At 50.6% G+C, this 22,300-nt stretch carries 12 protein-coding genes and 3 rRNA genes; 3 read left to right on the top strand and 12 right to left on the bottom strand.

Annotated elements, in window-relative coordinates; translation table 11 throughout:
- Positions 1 to 2: 2 nt before the first annotated feature.
- Entirely contained in the window at positions 3 to 1,025 is a 1,023-nt protein-coding gene (locus NG665_RS02070; protein WP_252673659.1) for an efflux RND transporter periplasmic adaptor subunit, read from the bottom strand.
- Positions 1,026 to 1,217: 192 nt separating this feature from the next.
- Between NG665_RS02070 and NG665_RS02065 the strand changes: the two genes are divergently transcribed.
- Both NG665_RS02065 and NG665_RS02060 read left to right on the top strand, forming a co-directional pair.
- Complete coding sequence (locus NG665_RS02065) at positions 1,218 to 3,890, top strand: DEAD/DEAH box helicase (RefSeq protein WP_252673658.1); 2,673 nt, start codon at positions 1,218 to 1,220, stop codon at positions 3,888 to 3,890.
- A gap of 31 nt (positions 3,891 to 3,921) precedes the next feature.
- Complete coding sequence (locus NG665_RS02060) at positions 3,922 to 4,632, top strand: YggS family pyridoxal phosphate-dependent enzyme (protein WP_252673657.1); 711 nt, start codon at positions 3,922 to 3,924, stop codon at positions 4,630 to 4,632.
- A 56-nt stretch (positions 4,633 to 4,688) separates the two neighbouring features.
- Here the strand turns inward: NG665_RS02060 and pflA are convergent, their stop codons facing one another.
- The 5 genes from pflA to aspA form a co-directional block, all read right to left on the bottom strand.
- Positions 4,689 to 5,615 (bottom strand): pyruvate formate-lyase-activating protein, encoded by a 927-nt coding sequence (gene pflA / locus NG665_RS02055; protein ID WP_252673656.1) that lies wholly within the window; start codon positions 5,613 to 5,615, stop codon positions 4,689 to 4,691.
- Between the two features lie 27 nt (positions 5,616 to 5,642).
- Entirely contained in the window at positions 5,643 to 5,891 is a 249-nt protein-coding gene (gene grcA2, locus NG665_RS02050) for an autonomous glycyl radical cofactor GrcA2 (protein ID WP_289812923.1), read from the bottom strand.
- Positions 5,892 to 5,937: 46 nt separating this feature from the next.
- Complete coding sequence (gene pflB, locus NG665_RS02045) at positions 5,938 to 8,025, bottom strand: formate C-acetyltransferase (RefSeq protein WP_252673655.1); 2,088 nt, start codon at positions 8,023 to 8,025, stop codon at positions 5,938 to 5,940.
- Between the two features lie 263 nt (positions 8,026 to 8,288).
- Positions 8,289 to 9,425 (bottom strand): branched-chain amino acid aminotransferase, encoded by a 1,137-nt coding sequence (locus NG665_RS02040; RefSeq protein ID WP_252673654.1) that lies wholly within the window; start codon positions 9,423 to 9,425, stop codon positions 8,289 to 8,291.
- 88 nt (positions 9,426 to 9,513) lie between these two features.
- Entirely contained in the window at positions 9,514 to 10,944 is a 1,431-nt protein-coding gene (aspA, locus tag NG665_RS02035) for an aspartate ammonia-lyase (RefSeq protein ID WP_252673653.1), read from the bottom strand.
- A gap of 224 nt (positions 10,945 to 11,168) precedes the next feature.
- Here aspA and NG665_RS02030 point away from each other — a divergent pair, with 224 nt between their 5' ends.
- Complete coding sequence (locus NG665_RS02030) at positions 11,169 to 12,770, top strand: aspartate:alanine exchanger family transporter (protein ID WP_252673652.1); 1,602 nt, start codon at positions 11,169 to 11,171, stop codon at positions 12,768 to 12,770.
- 116 nt (positions 12,771 to 12,886) lie between these two features.
- Here NG665_RS02030 and NG665_RS02025 read toward each other — a convergent pair whose 3' ends face one another.
- The 6 genes from NG665_RS02025 to NG665_RS02000 all read right to left on the bottom strand — a co-directional run bounded on the left by NG665_RS02025 (position 12,887) and on the right by NG665_RS02000 (position 22,276).
- The gene (locus tag NG665_RS02025) at positions 12,887 to 14,215 is read right to left on the bottom strand and encodes a threonine/serine exporter family protein (protein ID WP_252673651.1); all 1,329 of its coding nucleotides are present in this window, start codon (positions 14,213 to 14,215) and stop codon (positions 12,887 to 12,889) included.
- Between the two features lie 118 nt (positions 14,216 to 14,333).
- On the bottom strand, positions 14,334 to 15,083 hold the full coding sequence (locus NG665_RS02020; protein ID WP_252673650.1) for a class I SAM-dependent methyltransferase: 750 nt from the start codon (positions 15,081 to 15,083) through the stop codon (positions 14,334 to 14,336).
- A gap of 150 nt (positions 15,084 to 15,233) precedes the next feature.
- Positions 15,234 to 15,351 (bottom strand): 5S ribosomal RNA (gene rrf / locus NG665_RS02015).
- Between the two features lie 90 nt (positions 15,352 to 15,441).
- Positions 15,442 to 18,529, bottom strand: a 23S ribosomal RNA gene (locus NG665_RS02010).
- 245 nt (positions 18,530 to 18,774) lie between these two features.
- A 16S ribosomal RNA gene (locus tag NG665_RS02005) occupies positions 18,775 to 20,299 on the bottom strand.
- The 16S, 23S and 5S rRNA genes sit together here, the layout of an rRNA operon.
- A 582-nt stretch (positions 20,300 to 20,881) precedes the next feature.
- Positions 20,882 to 22,276 (bottom strand): NAD-dependent malic enzyme, encoded by a 1,395-nt coding sequence (locus NG665_RS02000; protein ID WP_252673649.1) that lies wholly within the window; start codon positions 22,274 to 22,276, stop codon positions 20,882 to 20,884.
- Between the last annotated feature and the right edge of the window lie 24 nt (positions 22,277 to 22,300).

Here is a 22,300-nt window from a genome sequence, read left to right as displayed (position 1 = left end):
TCCTAATATCCCATCGGATAGGGTGGCACTTCGGAGTCATCAGATTCTTGGGATTTGCGCGGTACAAATTCCAAGACTTCAGTTTGTTCATCCAAGCCTTCGGTGATCACCACTCGCTTGCCATCATTGATACCTAACTTAACAACAACCGCAGTAGGCTCGTCGGTAATATCTTGCATCGGAAGATAGACTTTTCCTTCTCTAAATCTTCCCTCTACCGCAGTAACAGGCAACAATAACGCATCGGTGACCTGTTCGCCAGCAATATTAAGCGTGGCCTTAATCCCATCGAACACTGTTTGATCGCCTGGAATATCGCAGATGAGCACAGGCGAGGAACCTTGGGAGATGCCGTCGCCACTTTGGCTGGCGGATTTAACTGACGTGGTGCGCAAGTTAGTACATGTAAACGGAGCTGGCCCGTTAGCGATCGCCAACTGGGCTTCTTGCGGGATAGATTGTAGTGCGTAAAGCTGATCTGGAGTGACATTAACAGTTGCGTGGAATGACGCTGGCACGATGGTGCCCACCGGATCATTGTAGGTAACGTGCTGTTTGATGATGGCATCGAAGTGGACTGTGCCGGCAATAGGGGCAACAACGTTGTTATAAGACACTGAAGTTACCGTCGAGGGTTCACTGTCCCTTTCGTCTTCACTATCTTCAGATTTTGCTGCCGGCGCCATAATCTGTTCCGTAACCGTCGTTTTGACTTGTAGCAGCGGCGCTCCTTGTTCTACCTGGGCACCATCGGCGACGAAGAAATGCACGATTTCGCCCTCGGCTGTGGACTTAACTGCTTTGGATTCATCGCGCAATACGGTTGCCTCGAACTGGGTATCGTTCTTAATATCGCCACGTTGCGCGCTGACAGTGGGAAGTACGAACTGCCCTTGGCCTACAAGTGGTTTGCTCGTCTCTTGATCAGGAAAAAACGCAAATTTCGTAAGGGCAACTGCGATCACAGCACCGATGATGAGCCGGAGAATACTAAAGATAAGTTTACGAGTTGGATGTGCTTCCATGGACATACCCTCAAAGATGAACTCAAACAACCACGAGTTGTTTTTCTGACACCAATTTTTATGATTCAGGATACCCTACTTTAGCTCCAGCTAGGAACTATTGCTACGGGTATTTTTCCAAAATGAACAATTTAAGACTGGAATAAACCTGCTATATTTGGCACTAGTAGTTGATCTTGATGGAGAGTATGAATGAGTGCCGCACAACCTGGTCTAAATATCGCACTGGACGCTTTAGAAGATGACCACGGCTTAAACCCCTCACCTGAAGATATCTATGACGCTTTTACTCGCTGGGTTCAATCCACGGGCAAACAAATGTATCCTCACCAAGAAGAGGCGCTACTAAATATCGTTTCCGATGATCATGTTATCGTCTCCACCCCAACCGGTTCGGGCAAATCCATGATCGCGATGCAAGCCTTATTTACCGCCTTAGCTACCGGGCGAACCGCCTACTATACCGCTCCACTCAAGGCTCTGGTATCGGAAAAGTTCTTCGAACTCATTGGAAACTTTGGCCCCCATAACGTCGGGATGGTCACCGGCGATTCATCAATCAACGCCGATGCTCCCATTATCTGCGCAACGGCCGAAATACTAGCAAACATTGCATTGCGTGAGGGCGACCAAGCCGATGTAGGCATGGTGGTTATGGACGAATTCCATTTCTACGACGATCCGCAGCGCGGCTGGGCCTGGCAGGTCCCCTTACTGACCTTGCCACAAGCCCAACAGATACTTTTATCGGCAACCTTGGGTGACACCACTACTCTAGTAGCAGATTTAACTCGCCGCACTCACCGCCAGGTGAGTCTTGTTACCGACGCCGTACGCCCAGTTCCGTTACATTTTACGTGGTCTACTGAGCCTATCGGAGAAGTCATTAAAGAACTCGTCGCAACCCACATGGCTCCAGTATATGCTGTGCATTTTTCCCAACGTGACGCAGTCTCTCAAGCTCTAGCACTCCAATCACTGTCGATTGTTTCCAAGGAACAAAAGGAACGCATTGCCCAAGCACTATCATCGTTTACCTTTTCAGCCGGGTTTGGAAAAGTGCTTTCAAAACTTTTACGCGCCGGCATCGGCGTTCACCATGCTGGCCTACTGCCCCGCTATCGGCGATTAGTTGAACGCTTAGCTCAAAACGGTTTACTCAACGTTATCTGCGGCACTGACACCCTTGGAGTCGGTATCAATGTTCCGATTCGAACCGTCGTGATGACCTCCCTAACAAAATTCGACGGCACGAAACAACGCCATATTACCGCCCGTGAATTCCACCAAATCGCCGGACGAGCCGGACGCGCCGGCTACGATACGGTCGGCTACGTCGTCGTACAGGCACCCGAGCATGAAATCGAAAACGCACGCCGGTTACGCAAAGCCGGAGATGATCTGACCAAGATTAAACGTGTGCAAAAAGTCAAAGCACCCGAAGGGGAAATTAGCTGGTCCGAAACTACGTTCACTACCCTAAAAGATAGCCAACCTGAGACGCTTTCGTCTCGGATGCGCGTCGATCATAGTTTGATCCTCAACTTGCTGCAACGCCCAGATCCAATTGCGGGTGCAAAAACAATCCTGTGCGATAACCATGAACCGCATCGCGAGCGCAATACCCTAGTACGCAAAGCCATCACCATCTATCAATCATTGCGCACTGCCGGGGTCATCACTCACGAAGACCGCAACTGGCGAGCTATTCATGGCCCAGAACATGCCATCCATTTTACCAAAGATGTTCCTTCAGATTTCGCACTAAACTCTCCGCTTGCCCCCTTCGCCTTGGCTGCCTTTGACCTGTTGGATACTGGCAGTGCCACCTATCCGCTTGACGTGGTATCAGCAATTGAAGCCGTCAGCGAAGATCCAACTCCGGCCTTGTATGCCCAACAACGTCAAGCGCGCGGGGAACTGATTGGCAAATTAAAAGCCGACGGCGTGGACTACGACGAGCGCATGGCGCTCGCAGATGAGGTCACCTGGCCGAGACCACTAGCCCAGCTCCTAGAACCAGCACTCGAAACGTATGCGAAAACAAATCCGTGGGTGCGCGGTCAAGAACTCAAACCTAAATCGGTGGTCCGCCAACTCATTGAAGAAGGATTAACGTTCTCGGAATTTATTTCTCGCTACGATCTAGCCCGCTCCGAAGGCGTTTTACTGCGCTATATCACCGATGTTTATCGGGCCATGCGCCAGTCGATTCCACTTGCTTCCCGCACTAGCGAAGTTGAAGACATCATCGACTGGTTAGCCCGCTTAGTACGCTCTGTTGATTCATCGTTACTTGATGAATGGGAAGCGCTAGCTGATGGTCGAGTTACTTTAGAAGAATTGACCTCACTCGGCGCTAATGATTCAGTTCACGGCCAGGAGGTAGCTTTCGGCGCAGGCGAAGACGGTACGATTGCTTTTACTCGAAATACGCACGCATTACGGGTAGCTGTTCGTAACGCGATGTTTTACCGCATTGAGTTACTCGATAGAGAAGATTATGCCCAACTTCAATCCCTTGATGGAGCTAGCGGTTGGGATGCCGAGCGTTGGGCGGATGCTATAGAGCCCTATTTTGATGAATATGATTTCCTGGGTACCGATCAACATGCTCGTAGCTCGAACTTCTTCTCAATTTTAGAAGATCCGTCTTTCCCAGATCTCTTGCAGGCCGGCATGGATGCCGATGAAGCGTCCAATTTGCTCGAAACCCATCACAGCGCACGAATCTGGTTGGCGCTCCAAGTTCTTGACTCTGGCGATGATGCAGCTGCTTGGGGCTTGTGGGCGCTGATCGATCTCGACGCTAGTGACGAAGCGAATTCACTAGTCATAAGACCAATCCGGTTAGGCGAACGCTAGTTTTTACTGCTCAAGATAGACAGGGTGAACAATGACTACGACGTCGAGTATTTGCGACAACATTGCACGTATCCGAGAACAGATTCAACATTATGGCAATGGCCGCGCCGTAGAACTCATGCTCGCAGCAAAACATCAACCACTGCCACACCTTGTTGCAGCCTATCAGGGTGGCGGTATGCTCATGGGACACAATCTTATCGACCAGCTTGCAACTGCCACTGCCGGTTTACGGGCACAGGGTTTAACTCCAGTTACTGCCGTGATTGGCCATGTGCAGTCAAATAAGCTTTCCACTGCCATGCAATGGGCGGACCGGATAGATACTGTAGACTCACTGACAACTGCCCAACGGATTAATCGCCGCCAAGAACAACGCATCGCGAGTGGACAAGCAACTGGCGCTTATCCGGTGCTATTGCAACTTAACTCCGCACAATCTCCAACCCAATACGGTTGTTCACCAGATGAGTTTCTCAACCTGGCATATGTGGTTTCAGAGCTGGAGTATGTGCGCATTGCAGGTGTTATGACCATCGGTGCTCGAGGTAGTGAAGCTGATATTCGTTCCTCTTTTGTGCGCACCCGTCATATGGCGGAAGCTATGCGTAAGATCCCTGGCCTTGACAATGCAGACGTGATTTCTATGGGGATGAGTGGTGATATGCGGATTGCGATTGAAGAAGGAGCCAGTGTTATTCGGGTAGGAACCGCTGTTTTTGGGCCCCGAACGGGGCTATAAACTCATACTTGTTGATTTTTAGACCTATGCCTACCGGCACTCACGCTACCGCAGGGCTAAAAAACAATTAAACCACGGCTACGGAAAACATCGCGAACTGCTTCGGTGGCCTCTTTCGACGGCGGTTCGACGTCGTTTAATTGGTATTCCAAACCCAGTGAGGACCATTTATCACGAGCCATCTGATGGAATGGTAATACTTCGACTCGTTCTACACTAGAGGCCCAGCCGGCAACAATATCTGCAACGGCATTGACGTTTTCTGGATCGTCCGTAAGGCCGGGCACGAGCACAAAACGAATCCATATCTTATTACCGCGCTCAACTAAGCGCTGACCGAAGCGAAGCGTCGGCTCCAGATCACGGCCTGTCGTACGCTTGTAATGGTCTGGGAGTCCCGATTTAACATCGAGTAAGAACAAATTAACGTTATCGAGCATCTCGTCAGTCATATTTGCGCCCAAGAAACCAGACGTATCAACTGCAGTATGGATGCCCATATCTTGGCAGCCTTGTAAAAGTTTGGCAAGGAATTTTGGCTGCATCATCGGTTCACCTCCGGAGAAGGTGACACCGCCTTTTGACACCGTAAATACTGCCTTGTATCGAGAAATTTTTGCGAGCATATCAGCAGTGCGAACTGCTGTGCCCTCTTTCATTTTCAAGGTGTCAGGGTTGTGGCAGTATAAGCAACGCAGTGGGCAACCAGCAAAGAAGGTTGTTAGCCGCGTGCCCGGACCATCTACTGCCGTGACGAGTTCCCAGGAGTGGACAGAGCCAATGTCACCTGCTTGCACACCAGAAACATGTTCATGATGTGACATTGGCCCTGCCAGCGAAACTCCGTCTAGACCTGCTCCACTTAACCGTGGGACTTCATCTTCAATTGGTTGGGGACGATATTCGCCTGTGCTCCCTTCGGAGCCCCAATACCGAGTAGCGTCAAATTCTTCAGCGCTTGGGTGTGCAGTAGATGTAGTCATAGAAGCAGATCAGTCCTTAAAGGAATCTCACATACCTTCGTGGAAGGTACGGGAGATAACGTCGAGCTGCTGTTCGCGGGTGAGGCGAACAAAGTTCACTGCGTAACCCGAGACGCGAACAGTAAGCTGTGGGTACTTTTCTGGGTGCTCCATTGCGTCCTCGAGGGTATCACGGTTGAGCACGTTAATGTTTGCGTGGTAAAGACCTTGTACGCCACCCTTTGCAGCGCGCTGTGCCTTCATCGATTCGAGACGCTCTTCATACGAAGTAGCCATAATATTTTCCTTTCGTAGGGTTTGTTTCGTGGAGCGAAACTGGGCATTAGCCCTTCTTGATGAAGCCAGCATCCATGATGCCAACCAGATTATCGACCTGCTCAGCCAAATCACGGCCAAGCGACGATGGGACAATAGTGTTTGTCAAGGAAATGCCATCAAGAGCATCCTTGTAGTGAAGCTTTCCAACGGAGAGCATCGAGGCCAACATACCGTGGGTATCCATTCCGTTTTCTGGGTTTGCACCCGGAGCGAATGGGGTACCGGCACGGTGTCCGGATGGGAAGTTTCCAGTTGCCTTACCGTAAACAACATTCGATGTAATGGTAAGAACCGACTGAGTTGGAATAGCATTGCGATACATCGGAATGCGCTTGATCTTTTCCATAACGGTATGAACGATTGTTGCCGCGATATCGTCAGCGCGATCATCGTCGTTACCGTAGGTTGGGAAGTCACCTTCAGTCTTGTAATCAACAATCAAACCAGTCTCGTCACGAATTGGTGTAACGGTGGCGTACTTAATTGCTGCTAAGGAATCGGCGACGATAGATAGACCTGCGATACCGCAACCCATCGTGCGGATAATCTCCGAATCATGCAAAGCCATTTCCATGGCTTCATAGGCATACTTATCGTGGCTGTAGTGAATGATGTTGAGTGCTTCAACATAGGTACCCACTACCCAATCAAGCATATCTTCATACTTTTCCCAAACTTCATCGAAGTCGAGTGGGCCATCACCCTTAATGGGTTCATAACCTTCAACGATCTGCTTGCCAGTCATCTCATCGCGACCACCGTTGAGGGAGTAGAGCAAAGCCTTTGCTGCATTGACGCGAGCGCCAAAGAACTGCATCTGCTTGCCAACAGCCATCGGTGAAACACAGCACGCAATAGCGGCGTCATCGCCCCAGTAGCCACGAATCTGCTCATCAGCTTCGTACTGAATCGATGAGGTCTCAATAGAGACGCGAGCACAGAAACGCTTATATCCCATAGGGAGTTTGTCAGACCAGAAGATCGTAATATTTGGCTCTGGTGCTGGGCCGAGGTTGACGAGAGTTTGAAGTAGGCGGAATGAGGTCTTAGTGACGAGCGGACGGCCATCCTCACCGAAACCACCATCTGACCATGTTGCCCAGTATGGATCGCCGGAGAAGATCTCATCGTATGCTGTAGTGCGCAAGAAGCGGACAATACGAAGCTTGATCACCAGCTGATCGATAATCTCTTGTGCATCTTCTTCGGTGATACGGCCAGCAGCTAGGTCACGTTCGAAATAAATATCGAAGAAGCCAGACAACCGACCAAAGGACATTGCAGCGCCGTCCTGGGACTTCACTGAAGCCAGGTAACCAAAGTAGGTCCACTGAACTGCTTCCTGAGCGGTCTTTGCTGGGCGGGAAATATCAAAGCCATAGCTGGAAGCCATATTCTTCAGCTTCTTCAATGCCTTGATCTGCTCAGAAATCTCTTCGCGATCTCGAGCCCAATCTTGACTAAATGGCTGATCTGCGTACAGATCCTTATCTTTAGTCTTCTCTTCAATCAGGTAATCAACACCGTAGAGAGCAACACGGCGGTAGTCACCAATAATACGACCACGCCCATAGGCATCTGGCAAACCAGTAATGATGTGGGAAGAGCGTGCGGCGCGAATACGTGGGGTGTAAACATCAAATACACCCTCATTGTGGGTCTTGCGATACTTAGTGAAGATCTCCTTCACTTCAGGATTTGGCTCCTTGCCTGCTTCTTTGATAGCAGTCTCAACCATACGCCAGCCACCATTTGGCATCATTGCGCGCTTGAGCGGTACATCAGTTTGCAGTCCGACGATAACGTCGTCATCTTCTGAAATATAGCCTGGACCGAACGCATCGACATCTGCCGGAGTATCAACGTCGACGTCGTAAACACGCTTTTGGCGTTCGACAGATAGGTACTTTTCTTCCAAGGTTTCCCACACGCGACGAGTCTTCGCTGTCTCGCCGGCGAGAAATTCTGAGTCCCCTTCGTAAGGGGTGTAGTTCTTCTGAATGAAATCACGAACGTCAATGGCATCTTGCCAAATGCCGCCCTTGAAACCTTCCCACTCAGGACGTGTAGCAGTTTCGGCTGTTTGAGTCACGGTATACTACTCCTTCTCATTGCGACCAGCGGGACTTTTGTTATAGGTTAGTCCACCCTGACCACTATTGTTCCCCAGCAACTTACTGCTGGCGCTACTTCAAGATTAGTCCCCTATTGGTCTGGATACTTAGTGAAAAGAGCTATGAGCATAAAACAAACGGTATCCCTTCTCACAGTCACTAAAACTCAGGGACTAAAGTCCCCATACTGGAAAAACGGAAGTTTGTTTCATCACATCCATTGCTCCGAAAAAACCAAGAATCACACCGCATCAGCTACCTTATACATCCATCCGAAACGATCCGCAGCGCGGCCGTAGTGGATATCTGCCAACGCAGAAAATACCCAGCGCGAAAACTCAACCGAACCCAATTCTACCCGCTGACTGCTCACAGTTAATGAACCAATTGGAACCACACTAGCAGCAGTGCCGCAGGCGAACATCTCCGTCACGGTACCGTCTTTGATACCCTCCCACACCTCATCCAAGGCCAGCGATTCCTCGAAAACGTCAACGCCGTCGTCGTCAAGCATCTGCAAAATCGCAGAACGAGTAGAACCAGGAAGAATCGTGCCAGATAGTGCCGGAGTTCGCACCCGTCCATCTGCCATCACCACAAACACGTTCATCGCACCTAATTCATCGAGACGTGAATTAGTCGCCGCATCTAAAAACAAAACCTCGTCAAAACCACGTGCTTGGGCATGCGCCTTCGCAAAAAACGACGCCGCATAATTTCCGCCAGTTTTCACGTTACCCATACCCCCTGGCCCAGCCCGATGATGGTCACGCTCAACCCAAACGTTAATTGGCTTTAACCCATCAGAAAAATAAGGACCCGACGGCGAAGCCACCACCGCGTAGTCAAAGCGTTGCGCACCACGAACCCCCAAAAACGCTTCGGAAGCAAAAATAAAGGGACGTAAATACAGCGATGCGCCAAAATCTTGTGGCACCCAGCGCCGATCGGCGCTGACCAATCCAACAAGCGAAGCCAGAAAATCAGGTATCGGAAAATCTGGAATCATCAAACGCTGCGAAGATTCATTCAACCGAGCAGCGTTATAGGCGGGGCGAAACGTCCACACCGAACCATCGGCATGCCGATATGCTTTCAAACCCTCAAAAACCTCTTGGCCGTAATGCAAAACAGCGCCTGCCGGATCAAGGCTAAGCGGCGCATAGGGCTCGATCCGATGCCCATGCCAACCACGGTCAGCATCCCACGACGCCCGTGCCATATAGTCAGTGAAATGGGCGCCAAAATCCAGCTGAGCCATCACCGCATTGTATTCGTCGTCAGTTTTTAGCCCCTGATGCGGGTAACGCACAAACCGATCCTGTAACGCCTGCGCCAACGGCCACTGGCTGCTAGCTTGTTCTTCCAAGGACGTCATCGGGCGTACCATAGCTCAATCCCCTCACTTCATAGCGAATAACAGATAGCTCTATGGTACGCCCGAAACAACAAGGCCCTGACAACACCTAGCTATCAGCATCCTCAACGAACGTCTGCCCCATATATCGAGGAGCCATGAGATTTTCCAAGGACAAAGCTCGGTCAAGTTCCGCTTGACTCATCAAACCGCGTTCTAACACAATTTCACGGACAGATTTTCCGGTACGCGCTGCTTCTCTGCCAACGAGATCACCGTTATGATGGCCGATAATATCGTTGAGATATGTGACAATACCGATAGAATTCATCACATAGCTCATGCACACTTCTTCATTGGCAGTGATCCCATCAACGCAGCGCTCACGCAAGGTCACAAGTGCGCGTTCAAGTAGTGAAATCGACTCGAAAATAGCTTGGCCAATAACCGGCTCCATCACATTTAGTTGCAACTGGCCAGCTTCAGCCGCCATCATGACCGTAGTATCGTTTCCGATAACCTTAAAGCAAATCTGATTAACCACTTCGGGAATCACGGGATTGACTTTGGCTGGCATAATCGAGGAACCAGCCTGCATTTCAGGCAAGTTAATTTCATTCAACCCGGCGCGTGGACCTGAAGATAGTAACCGCAAATCGTTACATATCATCGAAAGCTTTGCTGCTAGCCGCTTGAGTGCGGAATGTACGGAGATATAAGCCCCGGTATCCGACGTCGCTTCAATAAGATTAGGCGAGGCGACGACGTCGAGCCCGGTTACTTCACCAAGTCGGCGCACCACAATTTCCTGGAAATTATCTGGCGTATTAAGTTTCGTGCCGATAGCAGTGGCCCCGAGATTCACTTCCAAGAGCAGTTCTGATTCGCGGTTAAGATTGCGGATCTCTTCGGCCATCAACACGCTAAACGCATCGAATTCTTGCCCCAAGGTCATCGGAACGGCGTCTTGAAGCTGAGTGCGCCCCATCTTCAACACATGAGCATATTTTTCTCCGATATTGCCAAACGCTACTCGCATCCGCTCAACCTCATCCATCAAATGATGAATCATGGTATAAACAGCAATACGGAAACCGGTAGGATAGGCATCGTTGGTCGATTGGGACTTATTGACGTGGTCATTAGGATGAACCACACTGTAGTTGCCCTTCGGCTCTGACAACACCTCTAACGCCAGATTTGCAACCACTTCATTGGTATTCATGTTCACCGACGTGCCTGCACCACCTTGGAAAACATCGACCGGGAATTGATCCATACAACGTCCCTCATCTAAGATCAGGTCGCAGGCTTGAACAATGGCTCGGGCAACGCGTCGAGGTATGACGTGGGCATCGGCATTAGCTAATGCTTCAGCTTTCTTGACATAGACCATTCCCCGAATAAGTTCGGGAACATCATTGATCGTTTTTCCAGAAATGCGAAAGTTCTCGATTGCGCGTTGGGTATGAACTCCATAATAGGCATCTTGAGAAATTTCGCGGGTCCCTAACAGGTCCTCTTCTATCCGAGTGTGCACTACATCAGCTCCTTGAATCGCCGTCGATTCTTACATACTCAAGCATAGTCACCTTCTCGACACATGTCACAATCAGCCCACACCGAGATTCTCTTTTTCCACATATCCACCACATCGCCTTGATAATGACATTATCCGGTGGACATAAGCCGTAAACTAGCTCACAATTATATAGACGCATTGTCCAGGTGCAATGTATTGTAGAACACTTCCTCAGGAGTCCAATGTCATATATATTTCAGCTCTTTGCTGACAATCAAGTGTTGCTTCTTTTCTTCCTTGTAGGCTCAGGAGCTATACTCGCCAAAATTCGCATCAAAGGTGTCTCGCTGGGCGCTGCCTCTGTACTCTTCTTATCGATTGGACTTACGGCATGGGCACTACATTCAGGGTACAAAATTGAAGTCGAACACGATCTAGGAGTGCTAGGGCTGGCTTTATTCGCCTTCGCTATCGGAATCTCTTCTGGACCAAACTTCTTCAATACGATTAAATCGTCGGTTTTGCCCATTATCTTGATGCTGGTGTCCTACGTTCTTGCAGCTGGTGTAGCTGCCGGAATTGGGCGCGGTTTTGGTATGGACTGGGCACTTATCGCCGGCACTTTCGCTGGGGCGACGACGAACACCCCGGCACTTTCCGCAGCCAGCGCCGCTTCCGGAAATCCTGCGTTAGCAACTGTAGGCTATGCGATTTCATACCTCTTTGGCGTTATCGGAATGCTCATTATCGCCTCGATTGCGCTGTCTCGGCGCAGCACCGATAAAGATAAGCCTTCCCCAATTAGCAACCGCACTATCCGAGTTGAGCGCACCGATCATCCAACTATCGAATCACTGCGCGACACTATTGGCGGTACCGTCCACTTTTCGCGTATCCGACGTGGCGAAACTGGCCCGATTTGGTTGCCCTCAGGCAAAGATGTGCTTCACCAAGATGATCTCGTCACCGTCATTGGAACAGATGCCGAAGTCGCGCAAGCAATTAAATTGGTTGGACACGGCTCAAGCCATTCACTTATTGCCGATCGCCGGTATCTCGACTTCCGCCGGGTTACTATTTCAAATTCGGCGATTGCTGGACGAAAGATTGGCAGTCTTGACCTAGAAGAAAAATATGGCGGAACTATTTCGCGTATTCGCCGTGGCGATACTGATATGGCCGCAAGTCCGCGCTTACGCCTCCAGCTCGGAGATCGAGTTCGAATCGTTGCTCCCACACATTCTATGGCGGCTATCTCCAAATATTTTGGTGACTCCGCACATGGACTTACCGATATTAACCCGGTAGCACTTGGCTTGGGTATGGCACTTGGCATCTTGATCGGAGAATGGGAAATCCTCACTCCTTCTGGTCTGACGTTCTCTATCGGCTCAGCAGCCGGTACACTCATCGTCGGATTGGTTATGGGCCGGCTAGGACGGGTAGGAAACATTGTCACAACGTTGCCTTACACTACGTGTCAAGTACTTTCCGAACTCGGTTTGCTAGTATTCCTCGCATATGCTGGCACCAAGGCCGGCTCTCAAATCTTAGTTGCTTTCACCGGCGGAGCCTGGGTTCAAATTATGTTCTTAGGCATCGTTATTACCACAATGGTTGGCGGTAGCTTCTATCTTCTCATGCGCATGTTTACCTCAACTGGAGGCACCCGATTGGCTGGCGCAATTGGCGGTATCCAAACTCAGCCTGCTGTTTTGGGATTCGTCAATGATCGCACCTCTTTCGATCCACGTGTCGCACTCGGCTACGCAATGGTCTACCCAGTGGCGATGGTAGCAAAGATCTTTATCGCACAAATCCTCGGCTCATTTGCCGGCCTATAGCGGCGCGTATGCATCTAGTCCTACCATGAGAATATAGCTGTGGTGGCGGGTTGGATTCCAACCCGCCACCACAGTTATATCGAAGGGTTTGCGGCCTTTACCGGCTACGCAATGATTTATACCGCATCGCGTATGTCAGTTTCTAACGTGTCAGGCAAATGCGATGTGTCCGTATCGTGACGCCATCCTTCATCCATCACCACTCGTGCAATAGCTAGACCAAAGCCGATGGACATGATGACGAAGAATACCTTCGCGAAAATAGCCAAAGCGCTTTGGAAATCTCCTTCATTAATTGCGACAAGAGCGCGATAGAAGGGAACACCCGGGATCATAATAACTACGGCTGGAACAGATAGTGACACACGCGAATGGGAGGTCTGCCATGCGACGAGTGTTGCCACAATACCCACAACCATGGCAGCTAGACCGACGCCCAATTGCCACGGTAGATTGACGTTCTCTTGCAGTAAAAGCCGACCGGTGTTGGCAAATGCGCCCGCAACCGCAGCAGCGGTACACACTTTCCATGGCGCGTTGAAAAGTATGGCGAAGCCATAGGCTGCGACGAACGATGTTAAAATCCGCAAAAAAGTCATAGTCCAGAAAGACAACGGCTCAGTAACACCTGGTTCAACCTGCCAATCAAGGGTATGGACAACAACCCATACCGATACACCTGCAGAGCCAATAACCATGATGCAATATGAGAAACGCGCTAATGCTGATTGCGTATCATTGCGGACGAAATCAAGCATCGCCGTCGTCAATGGGAAACCCGGAATGAGGTAGAGAATCGACGAAATTAAGCCTGACTCATACTGGTGGAGCACGAGTAGTCCACCTGCGTGTCCAGCCTCAAGTAGCAAAATATAGACCAGTGTAGAAGCAACCGCACACAAGATCCATGTCAGGAAGTGTGCATAGCCACGTCCCAAGAGGAGCTTGCGGATCAACTGCCCGATGCCGGCCGCGAAAAAGACGGTCGCGCATTCAACAGAACGCCCGCCGTTTAAGAAACAGAATCCAGCACAGGCAACAGCCGATGCGAGGACGGTCGTCCACAATCCGTAGTGGCGGTCCTTGGCACTTGTTTCGCGCAACATAGTAAGCAGATCATTAGCTGTCATACCTTCATGCAGATGAGCAACACCTTGCATGATGCGGTCCAGTTTTTCTGCGTTGACGCCCACTCGCCGCTGCTCGGCAAAACTGGTGTACGATTCTTGACCGCGCCATGCAGTTGCCGTGATATCAGTCATGGAGACTGACGATTCAAGGCGGGTTAAACCGATAGCTTTTGCAGCCCGAGACATGGCTGCTTTTACGCGGTAGGCGCCCGCACCACAAGCTAGAAGCATGGTTCCGAGCATCAGAATTGAATGCACTTTTTCAGCTATCGTTTCTGGGCTTTGTACAGGATTATTTGTGGGCTGATCGTCCATACTTCTCTCACAATTAGTCAAAACGGTATTTATGCGAAACCTATTTTATGCAGATTTTGAGATATTAGCCGGGCCCTAGCTCCTATTTCGACGAGAATAGAGAGCATTATTTATCACATTATTGACGCACTGCACACCACGCGTAAGTTACGTAAGGTAACTCGAGAATGTGCTCATCACGGTATTGGAGTTTGTCGTATAGATACCATCGTAGATTTCGTTGCATCTTGTCTCGGTTTTCCTTACTGGACCTAATCCAAGAAGATCTAGTAGTACCAAGACGCATCACATCTTGTGGTGAGAGTCTATCTTGCCAGGTGGCCATCGCAAATTTAGGAGCTGAAAATTGGGGGCCAAATTGTGGCGGGAACGAGCGCCGATACACGTCTCCCGAGCGCATGATCCGCGACAATCTTCGTACCCACGGAATAGAAACATCTAGTTGATTAGCGATAACGACGGCGGTGCCGCCCGGTTTAAGTATTCGTACAGCTTCGATGAGGGCAGATTTTTGATCTAACCAGTGCCAGCTTTGACTATAAAAGATTGTGTCGCACGAGTGCGTGGGCAGTCCGGTTGCTTCAGCGGTACCTGAGATGATGGAGGCAGATAGTTGTGGGAATTGGCTGATGAGTTCAGCACGCATGCTCGGGCTGGGTTCAACTGCCCATAAGCGTTGCTCTTGTGAGCCTAGAGCGAGCAACAAACCCGTTAATTTTCCGGTTCCTGCGCCAATGTCAGCGATTGTAACACTGGGTTGATCGGGGATGAGGCTTTGGACTAAATCGCGCGGATATCCTGGACGGACGTGCGGGTATAGCCGAGCTACATCATCATTATCAGCATACGGATTGCTAAGCATGGACATGAATACTATTTTGCCTTAAAAACCAGCTCTGGAACGTATGTGGCAGTCGCTGAGGTCAATTTTTGTTGTGTGTATGGGAGTAGGCCAGGGAGCGTGTGACACGATAGCGTGTTGTATGCTTCCTGGCCTACTCTTATGATGAAGTTGTGTTGACGGCGGTGTCCTACTCTCCCACACTCCCTCGAGTGCAGTACCATCGGCGCTGGTAGGCTTAGCTATCCGGGTTCGGAATGGAGCCGGGCGTTTCCCTACCGCTATGACCACCGTCAAAAATCTTGAGTTTAATACCACCACCACTGTATTTTAGTGTGGGGGTTGGGAATCGTATAGTGAACGCGAAACATGTTAATATCGTGTCTTTTGTTAAGTGGTTGGCCATTAGTACCAGTCAGCTCCAACAATTACTTGTTGTCCACGCCTGGCCTATCAACCCCATGGTCTATAGGGGGCCTTCAAAACATTAAATGTTTATGGAAACCTTATCTTAAAGCAGGCTTCCCGCTTAGATGCTTTCAGCGGTTATCCCTTCCGAACGTAGCTAACCAGCCATGCACCTGGCGGTACAACTGGCACACCAGAGGTTCGTCCGTCCCGGTCCTCTCGTACTAGGGACAGCCCTTTTCAAGTTTCCTACGCGCGCAGCGGATAGGGACCGAACTGTCTCACGACGTTCTGAACCCAGCTCGCGTGCCGCTTTAATGGGCGAACAGCCCAACCCTTGGGACCTACTCCAGCCCCAGGATGCGACGAGCCGACATCGAGGTGCCAAACCATGCCGTCGATATGAACTCTTGGGCAAGATCAGCCTGTTATCCCCGGGGTACCTTTTATCCGTTGAGCGACGGCGCTTCCACAAGCCACCGCCGGATCACTAGTTCCTACTTTCGTACCTGCTCGACCTGTCGGTCTCACAGTCAAGCTCCCTTGTACACTTACACTCAACACCTGATTGCCAACCAGGCTGAGGGAACCTTTGAGCGCCTCCGTTACCATTTAGGAGGCAACCGCCCCAGTTAAACTACCCACCAGGCACTGTCCCTGAACCAGATCATGGTCCAAGGTTAGACATCCAGCACGACCAGAGTGGTATTTCAACAATGACTCCATCACCACTAGCGTGGCAACTTCACAGTCTCCCACCTATCCTACACAAGCCGTACCGAACACCAATACCAAGCTATAGTAAAGGTCCCGGGGTCTTTCCGTCCTGCTGCGCGTAACGAGCATCTTTACTCGTAATGCAATTTCACCGAGTTCGCGGTTGAGACAGCGGAGAAGTCGTTACGCCATTCGTGCAGGTCGGAACTTACCCGACAAGGAATTTCGCTACCTTAGGATGGTTATAGTTACCACCGCCGTTTACTGGGGCTTAAATTCACAGCTTCGAACACAAACGTGTTCTAACCGTTCCTCTTAACCTTCCAGCACCGGGCAGGCGTCAGTCCGTATACATCCACTTACATGTTCGCACGGACCTGTGTTTTTGATAAACAGTCGCTTCTCCCTGGTTTCTGCGGCCATCACCCCTAGCCAGAAAAGGCTTCAGGATCAGGCCCCCCTTCTTCCGAAGTTACGGGGGCATTTTGCCGAGTTCCTTAACCACGATTCACTCGCTCGCCTTAGTATACTCTACCCAACTACCTGTGTCGGTTTCGGGTACGGGCGGCTAAAACCTAACGTCGAGGCTTTTCTAGACAGCACAGGATCACTCTACTTCCCCACAATAATGGGTCATCATCCAGCCTCACCCTTCACGCTTCCCGGATTTACCTAGGAAACAGGCCGCACTGTTAAACGTGGCAAGCCATTAGCCACGCGAAGCTACCACTCTGCGTCACCCCTGTTAACACGCTTGCCTACTACATGCTCAGGCCCCACGCTCCCCACACACCATCAACCCGAAGGAAGACAATGGCAGATCGGATGGTTAGTATCACACGATTCAGCATTGACGGTCTTTCGCCGGTACCAGAATATCAACTGGTTACCCATCGACTACGCCTGTCGGCCTCGCCTTAGGACCCGACTAACCCAGGGCGGACGAACCTGGCCCTGGAACCCTTAGTTATACGGCGGACGGGATTCTCACCCGTCATTCGCTACTCATGCCTGCATTCTCACTCGTACGAAATCCACAACCAGTTACCTGTGCTGCTTCACCTCACGCACGACGCTCCCTACCCAACAAAACACTAATGTCTCATTGCCACGGTTTCGGCGGTGTGCTTAGCCCCGCTACATTGTCGGCGCAGAATCACTTGACCAGTGAGCTATTACGCACTCTTTCAAGGATGGCTGCTTCTAAGCCAACCTCCTGGTTGTCACAGCAACTCCACATCCTTTCCCACTTAGCACACGCTTAGGGGCCTTAACCGATGGTCTGGGCTGTTTCCTCTCGACTACGAAGCTTATCCCCGCAGTCTCACTGCCGTGCTCTCACTTACCAGCATTCGGAGTTTGGCTGACGTCAGTACCCCGATAAGGGCCATCGGCCATCCAGTCGCTCTACCTCCAGTAAGAAACACACGACGCTGCACCTAAATGCATTTCGGGGAGAACCAGCTATCACGGAGTTTGATTGGCCTTTCACCCCTACCCACAGGTCATCCCCTCCATTTTCAACTGAAGTGGGTTCGGTCCTCCACACGCTCTTACACGTGCTTCAACCTGCCCATGGGTAGATCACCCCGCTTCGGGTCTAGAACATGCAACTAAAATTCGCTTTTTAAAACTCGCTTTCGCTACGACTACCCCACACGGGTTAACCTCGCTACATGCCACTAACTCGCAGGCTCATTCTTCAAAAGGCACGCCATCACCCCTACCAAGGAGGCTCTGACGGATTGTAAGCGTCCGGTTTCAGGTACTATTTCACTCCCCTCCCGGGGTACTTTTCACCATTCCCTCACGGTACTATCCACTATCGGTCACACGAAGTATTTAGGCTTACACAGTGGTCTGTGCAGATTCACACGGGATTTCACGTGCCCCGTGCTACTCGGGCACCACATAAGACAGACTGACATGTTACAACTACCGGACTCTCACCGTCTACGGTCCAGCTTCCCAACTGATTCGCCTACACACCAGCATTTATCACTATCCGACCCCTCATCGGCGGGATCAAACATGGCCCCACAACACCACACACGCAACGCCCGACAGCTATCACACGCACATGGTTTAGCCTCATCCGCTTTCGCTCGCCACTACTCACAGAATATCTTTTCCTACGGGTACTAAGATGTTTCACTTCCCCGCGTTACCCCCAAACACCCTATACATTCAGATGCTGGTAACTAGAAATAACTCTAGCCAGGTTCCCCCATTCGGACACCCCGGATCACAGCTCGTTTGCCAACTCCCCGAGGCTTATCGCAGGCTACAACGTCCTTCATCGGCTCCGTATGCCAAGGCATCCACCGAACGCTCTTGAACACTTACAAAAAACCAAAGATGCTCGCGTCCACTATACAATTCTCAACCACCACACCAACACCACACCCCCAAACACCCCACAAAAGAGCATCCAGAAACACAGGCAGCACGGAGTATTACCCCACACCCCAACAGCATGCCAGCAATCCATAACAACATTTCCACTAAAACCACCACAACCAACACCCCCAAAAAACAGGGACATCAGCCACACCCACAATAAACAAAACCAGGTGTGAAGGCAGCTCCTTAGAAAGGAGGTGATCCAGCCGCACCTTCCGGTACGGCTACCTTGTTACGACTTCGTCCCAATCGCCAATCCCACCTTCGACCGCTCCCCCAAAAAGGTTAGGCCACGGGCTTCGGGTGTTACCAACTTTCGTGACGTGACGGGCGGTGTGTACAAGGCCCGGGAACGTATTCACCGCAGCGTTGCTGATCTGCGATTACTAGCGACTCCGACTTCATGGGGTCGAGTTGCAGACCCCAATCCGAACTGAGACTGGCTTTAAGGGATTCGCTCACTCTCACAAGCTCGCAACCCTCTGTACCAGCCATTGTAGCATGCGTGAAGCCCAAGACATAAGGGGCATGATGATTTGACGTCATCCCCACCTTCCTCCGAGTTAACCCCGGCAGTCTCTCGTGAGTCCCCACCATAACGTGCTGGCAACACAAGACAAGGGTTGCGCTCGTTGCGGGACTTAACCCAACATCTCACGACACGAGCTGACGACAACCATGCACCACCTGTACACCACCCCCGAAGGCCACACTATCTCTAGCATGTCGCAGTGTATGTCAAGCCTTGTAAGGTTCTTCGCGTTGCATCGAATTAATCCGCATGCTCCGCCGCTTGTGCGGGCCCCCGTCAATTCCTTTGAGTTTTAGCCTTGCGGCCGTACTCCCCAGGCGGGGCACTTAATGCGTTAGCTACGGTACAGGACCCATGGAAATGAAGCCCCACACCTAGTGCCCAACGTTTACGGCATGGACTACCAGGGTATCTAATCCTGTTCGCTCCCCATGCTTTCGCTCCTCAGCGTCAGTAACGGCCCAGTAACCTGCCTTCGCCATCGGTGTTCCTCCTGATATCTGCGCATTCCACCGCTACACCAGGAATTCCAGTTACCCCTACCGCACTCTAGTCTGCCCGTACCCACTGCAGCCCCGGAGTTAAGCCCCGGTCTTTCACAGCAGACGCGACAAACCGCCTACGAGCTCTTTACGCCCAATAATTCCGGACAACGCTCGCGCCCTACGTATTACCGCGGCTGCTGGCACGTAGTTAGCCGGCGCTTATTCAACACCTACCCTCAACTCTCGCCTTGTTCAGTGTTAAAAGGAGTTTACAACCCGAAAGCCTTCATCCCCACGCGGCGTCGCTGCATCAGACTTGCGTCCATTGTGCAATATTCCCCACTGCTGCCTCCCGTAGGAGTCTGGGCCGTATCTCAGTCCCAATGTGGCCGGTCACCCTCTCAGGCCGGCTACCCGTCGAAGCCTTGGTAGGCCATCACCCCACCAACAAGCTGATAGGCCGTGAGCCCATCCCCCACCAGAAACCCTTTCCAACACCAAACATGCGTCCAGTGCAGAATATCCAGTATTAGACCCCGTTTCCAAGGCTTATCCCGAAGAAGGGGGCAGGTTACTCACGTATTACTCACCCGTTCGCCACTAATCCACCCCAGCAAGCTGGAGCATCATCGTTCGACTTGCATGTGTTAAGCACGCCGCCAGCGTTCGTCCTGAGCCAGGATCAAACTCTCCAAACAAAAACCAAACACCCCACAAAAGAGGCATCCAATCAATACACGTCCGAAAAGCCCAAACAGGCTCAACAAAACAGACAAACCAAAAACTAGCTCATCCAAAAAAATCAAAAACAAACCACAAAAGCTCGCCCTTGAAAAAACATAAGAGCAAACACACCAACCACAAAGGCCAGCACGCAAACCCTTACAAAACAATCATTATAAAAAGCTGACACACTATTGAGATATCAAACAACACACCCACACCCAACAACCACCCACAACAGGCAACCATCAAGAAGGATAACCGCGAAAAACACCAGCCCAGAAAACCAAACCAGTCATTCGCAACGAATAAAAACTATACCCACCCACCCACACAACCGTCAAACCAAAACAACGTAACCCCCATCACACCCAGATTTCGCCGTGGCGTTACCATTTGGTTGGCATACCCAGCTACACACGCGCGAACATGCGTTGCATGTTTTTCAGGATCACAGGTTTTTGAGGGGTGAAAAGGGCGGAGCGGAAAATTCCGCTCCGCCCTAGATTCCTCATCACTGTAGAGGCAAAAGCATATAGCGCTACAAATTTAACGCATTAAGCCACCGTGGGGTTCTTGAACTCTTGCCGGATAGCGCGGGCAACATCCTTAGCAGCAGTTGGATGGAATACTCCTGGGATGATGAAGTTAGTGTTGAGCTGCTCAGGCAGAACAGTTTCTGCGATAGCTCGTGCTGCAACAACTAACATCTGGTCAGTAACTTCAGTCGCCTTCACATCAAGCATGCCACGGAAAATACCAGGGAAGGCTAAAACGTTATTGATCTGATTTGGGTAATCAGATCGACCAGTTGCCACGATTGCCGCATGTTCACCAGCTTCAATTGGATCAACTTCTGGAGTCGGATTTGCTAGCGCGAAGACGATAGAATCCTTTGCCATCGTAGCAATATCATCACCGGTTAAAAGATTTCCAGCAGACACTCCGATAAACACATCAGCCTCACGCAGCACATCCGTTAAAGTTCCTTGCTGGCCGCGAGGATTTGTATGCTGAGCGAGCCAATTTCGCTCTTCACCGGTCTCTTCACGGAACGGACCCAGAGCACCATTTCGACCTACGCCAATAATATCGCGCGCACCTTGCTTCAACAGTAACCGGATAATCGCATTTCCAGCAGCTCCAACACCTGAAACAACAATTCGAATATCTTCAATTTTCTTATCCACAACTTTTAATGCATTAATCAACGCTGCTAACACAACTACTGCAGTTCCATGTTGATCGTCGTGGAAGACCGGAATATCTAGTTCCGCACGTAACCGGCGTTCAATTTCAAAACACCGCGGAGCTGAAATATCTTCAAGATTAATTCCACCAAAACCAGGTGAAATAGCTTTGACAACATTAATGATCTCTTCAGTATCCGTGGTGTCTAAGCAAATCGGCCAAGCATCAACATCGCCGAATTTCTTAAATAACGCCGCTTTACCTTCCATAACTGGCATTGCGGCTTTTGCGCCAACATCGCCTAAACCAAGCACAGCTGTACCATCAGATACCACAGCAACAGTATTTCGTTTCACCGTAAGTTTGCGGGCTTGTTCTGGATCTTTAGCAATCAACTGCGAGATACGCGCCACCCCTGGGGTGTAAATACGTGCCAAATCTTGTCGCGTATTTAACGGACGTTTGAGCGCAATTTCAATCTTGCCACCTAGATGCGCCTGCACGGTCGAATCGTGGATGCCATGGACATGTACGCCTTCAAGTGATTCAAGCTTTGCCGCAATCTGTTCGGCATGTTCAATATCATCAACCTTGGCGGTAATATCTGTAACTAAATTTGATTCATCTGATTCAACCATGTCAACGCCGGTGACAATTGCACCAAAGTCAGCAAACTCTTTAACTAAAGTCGCAGTTGCACGGGGTTCAAATGGTAGCTCTATACGTAACGTCACGTTGTAGCTAGGCAGTGTTTTAGACATTAAATCTCCTTCTATCGCCACCAT

Origin of the sequence: Arcanobacterium pinnipediorum, assembly GCF_023973165.1 — a bacterium.
In the GTDB taxonomy this organism is placed as follows: Bacteria; Actinomycetota; Actinomycetes; order Actinomycetales; family Actinomycetaceae; genus Arcanobacterium; species Arcanobacterium pinnipediorum.
Note: the sequence above shows the minus strand (reverse complement) of the source record. Positions and strands in the feature narration are given on the sequence as shown.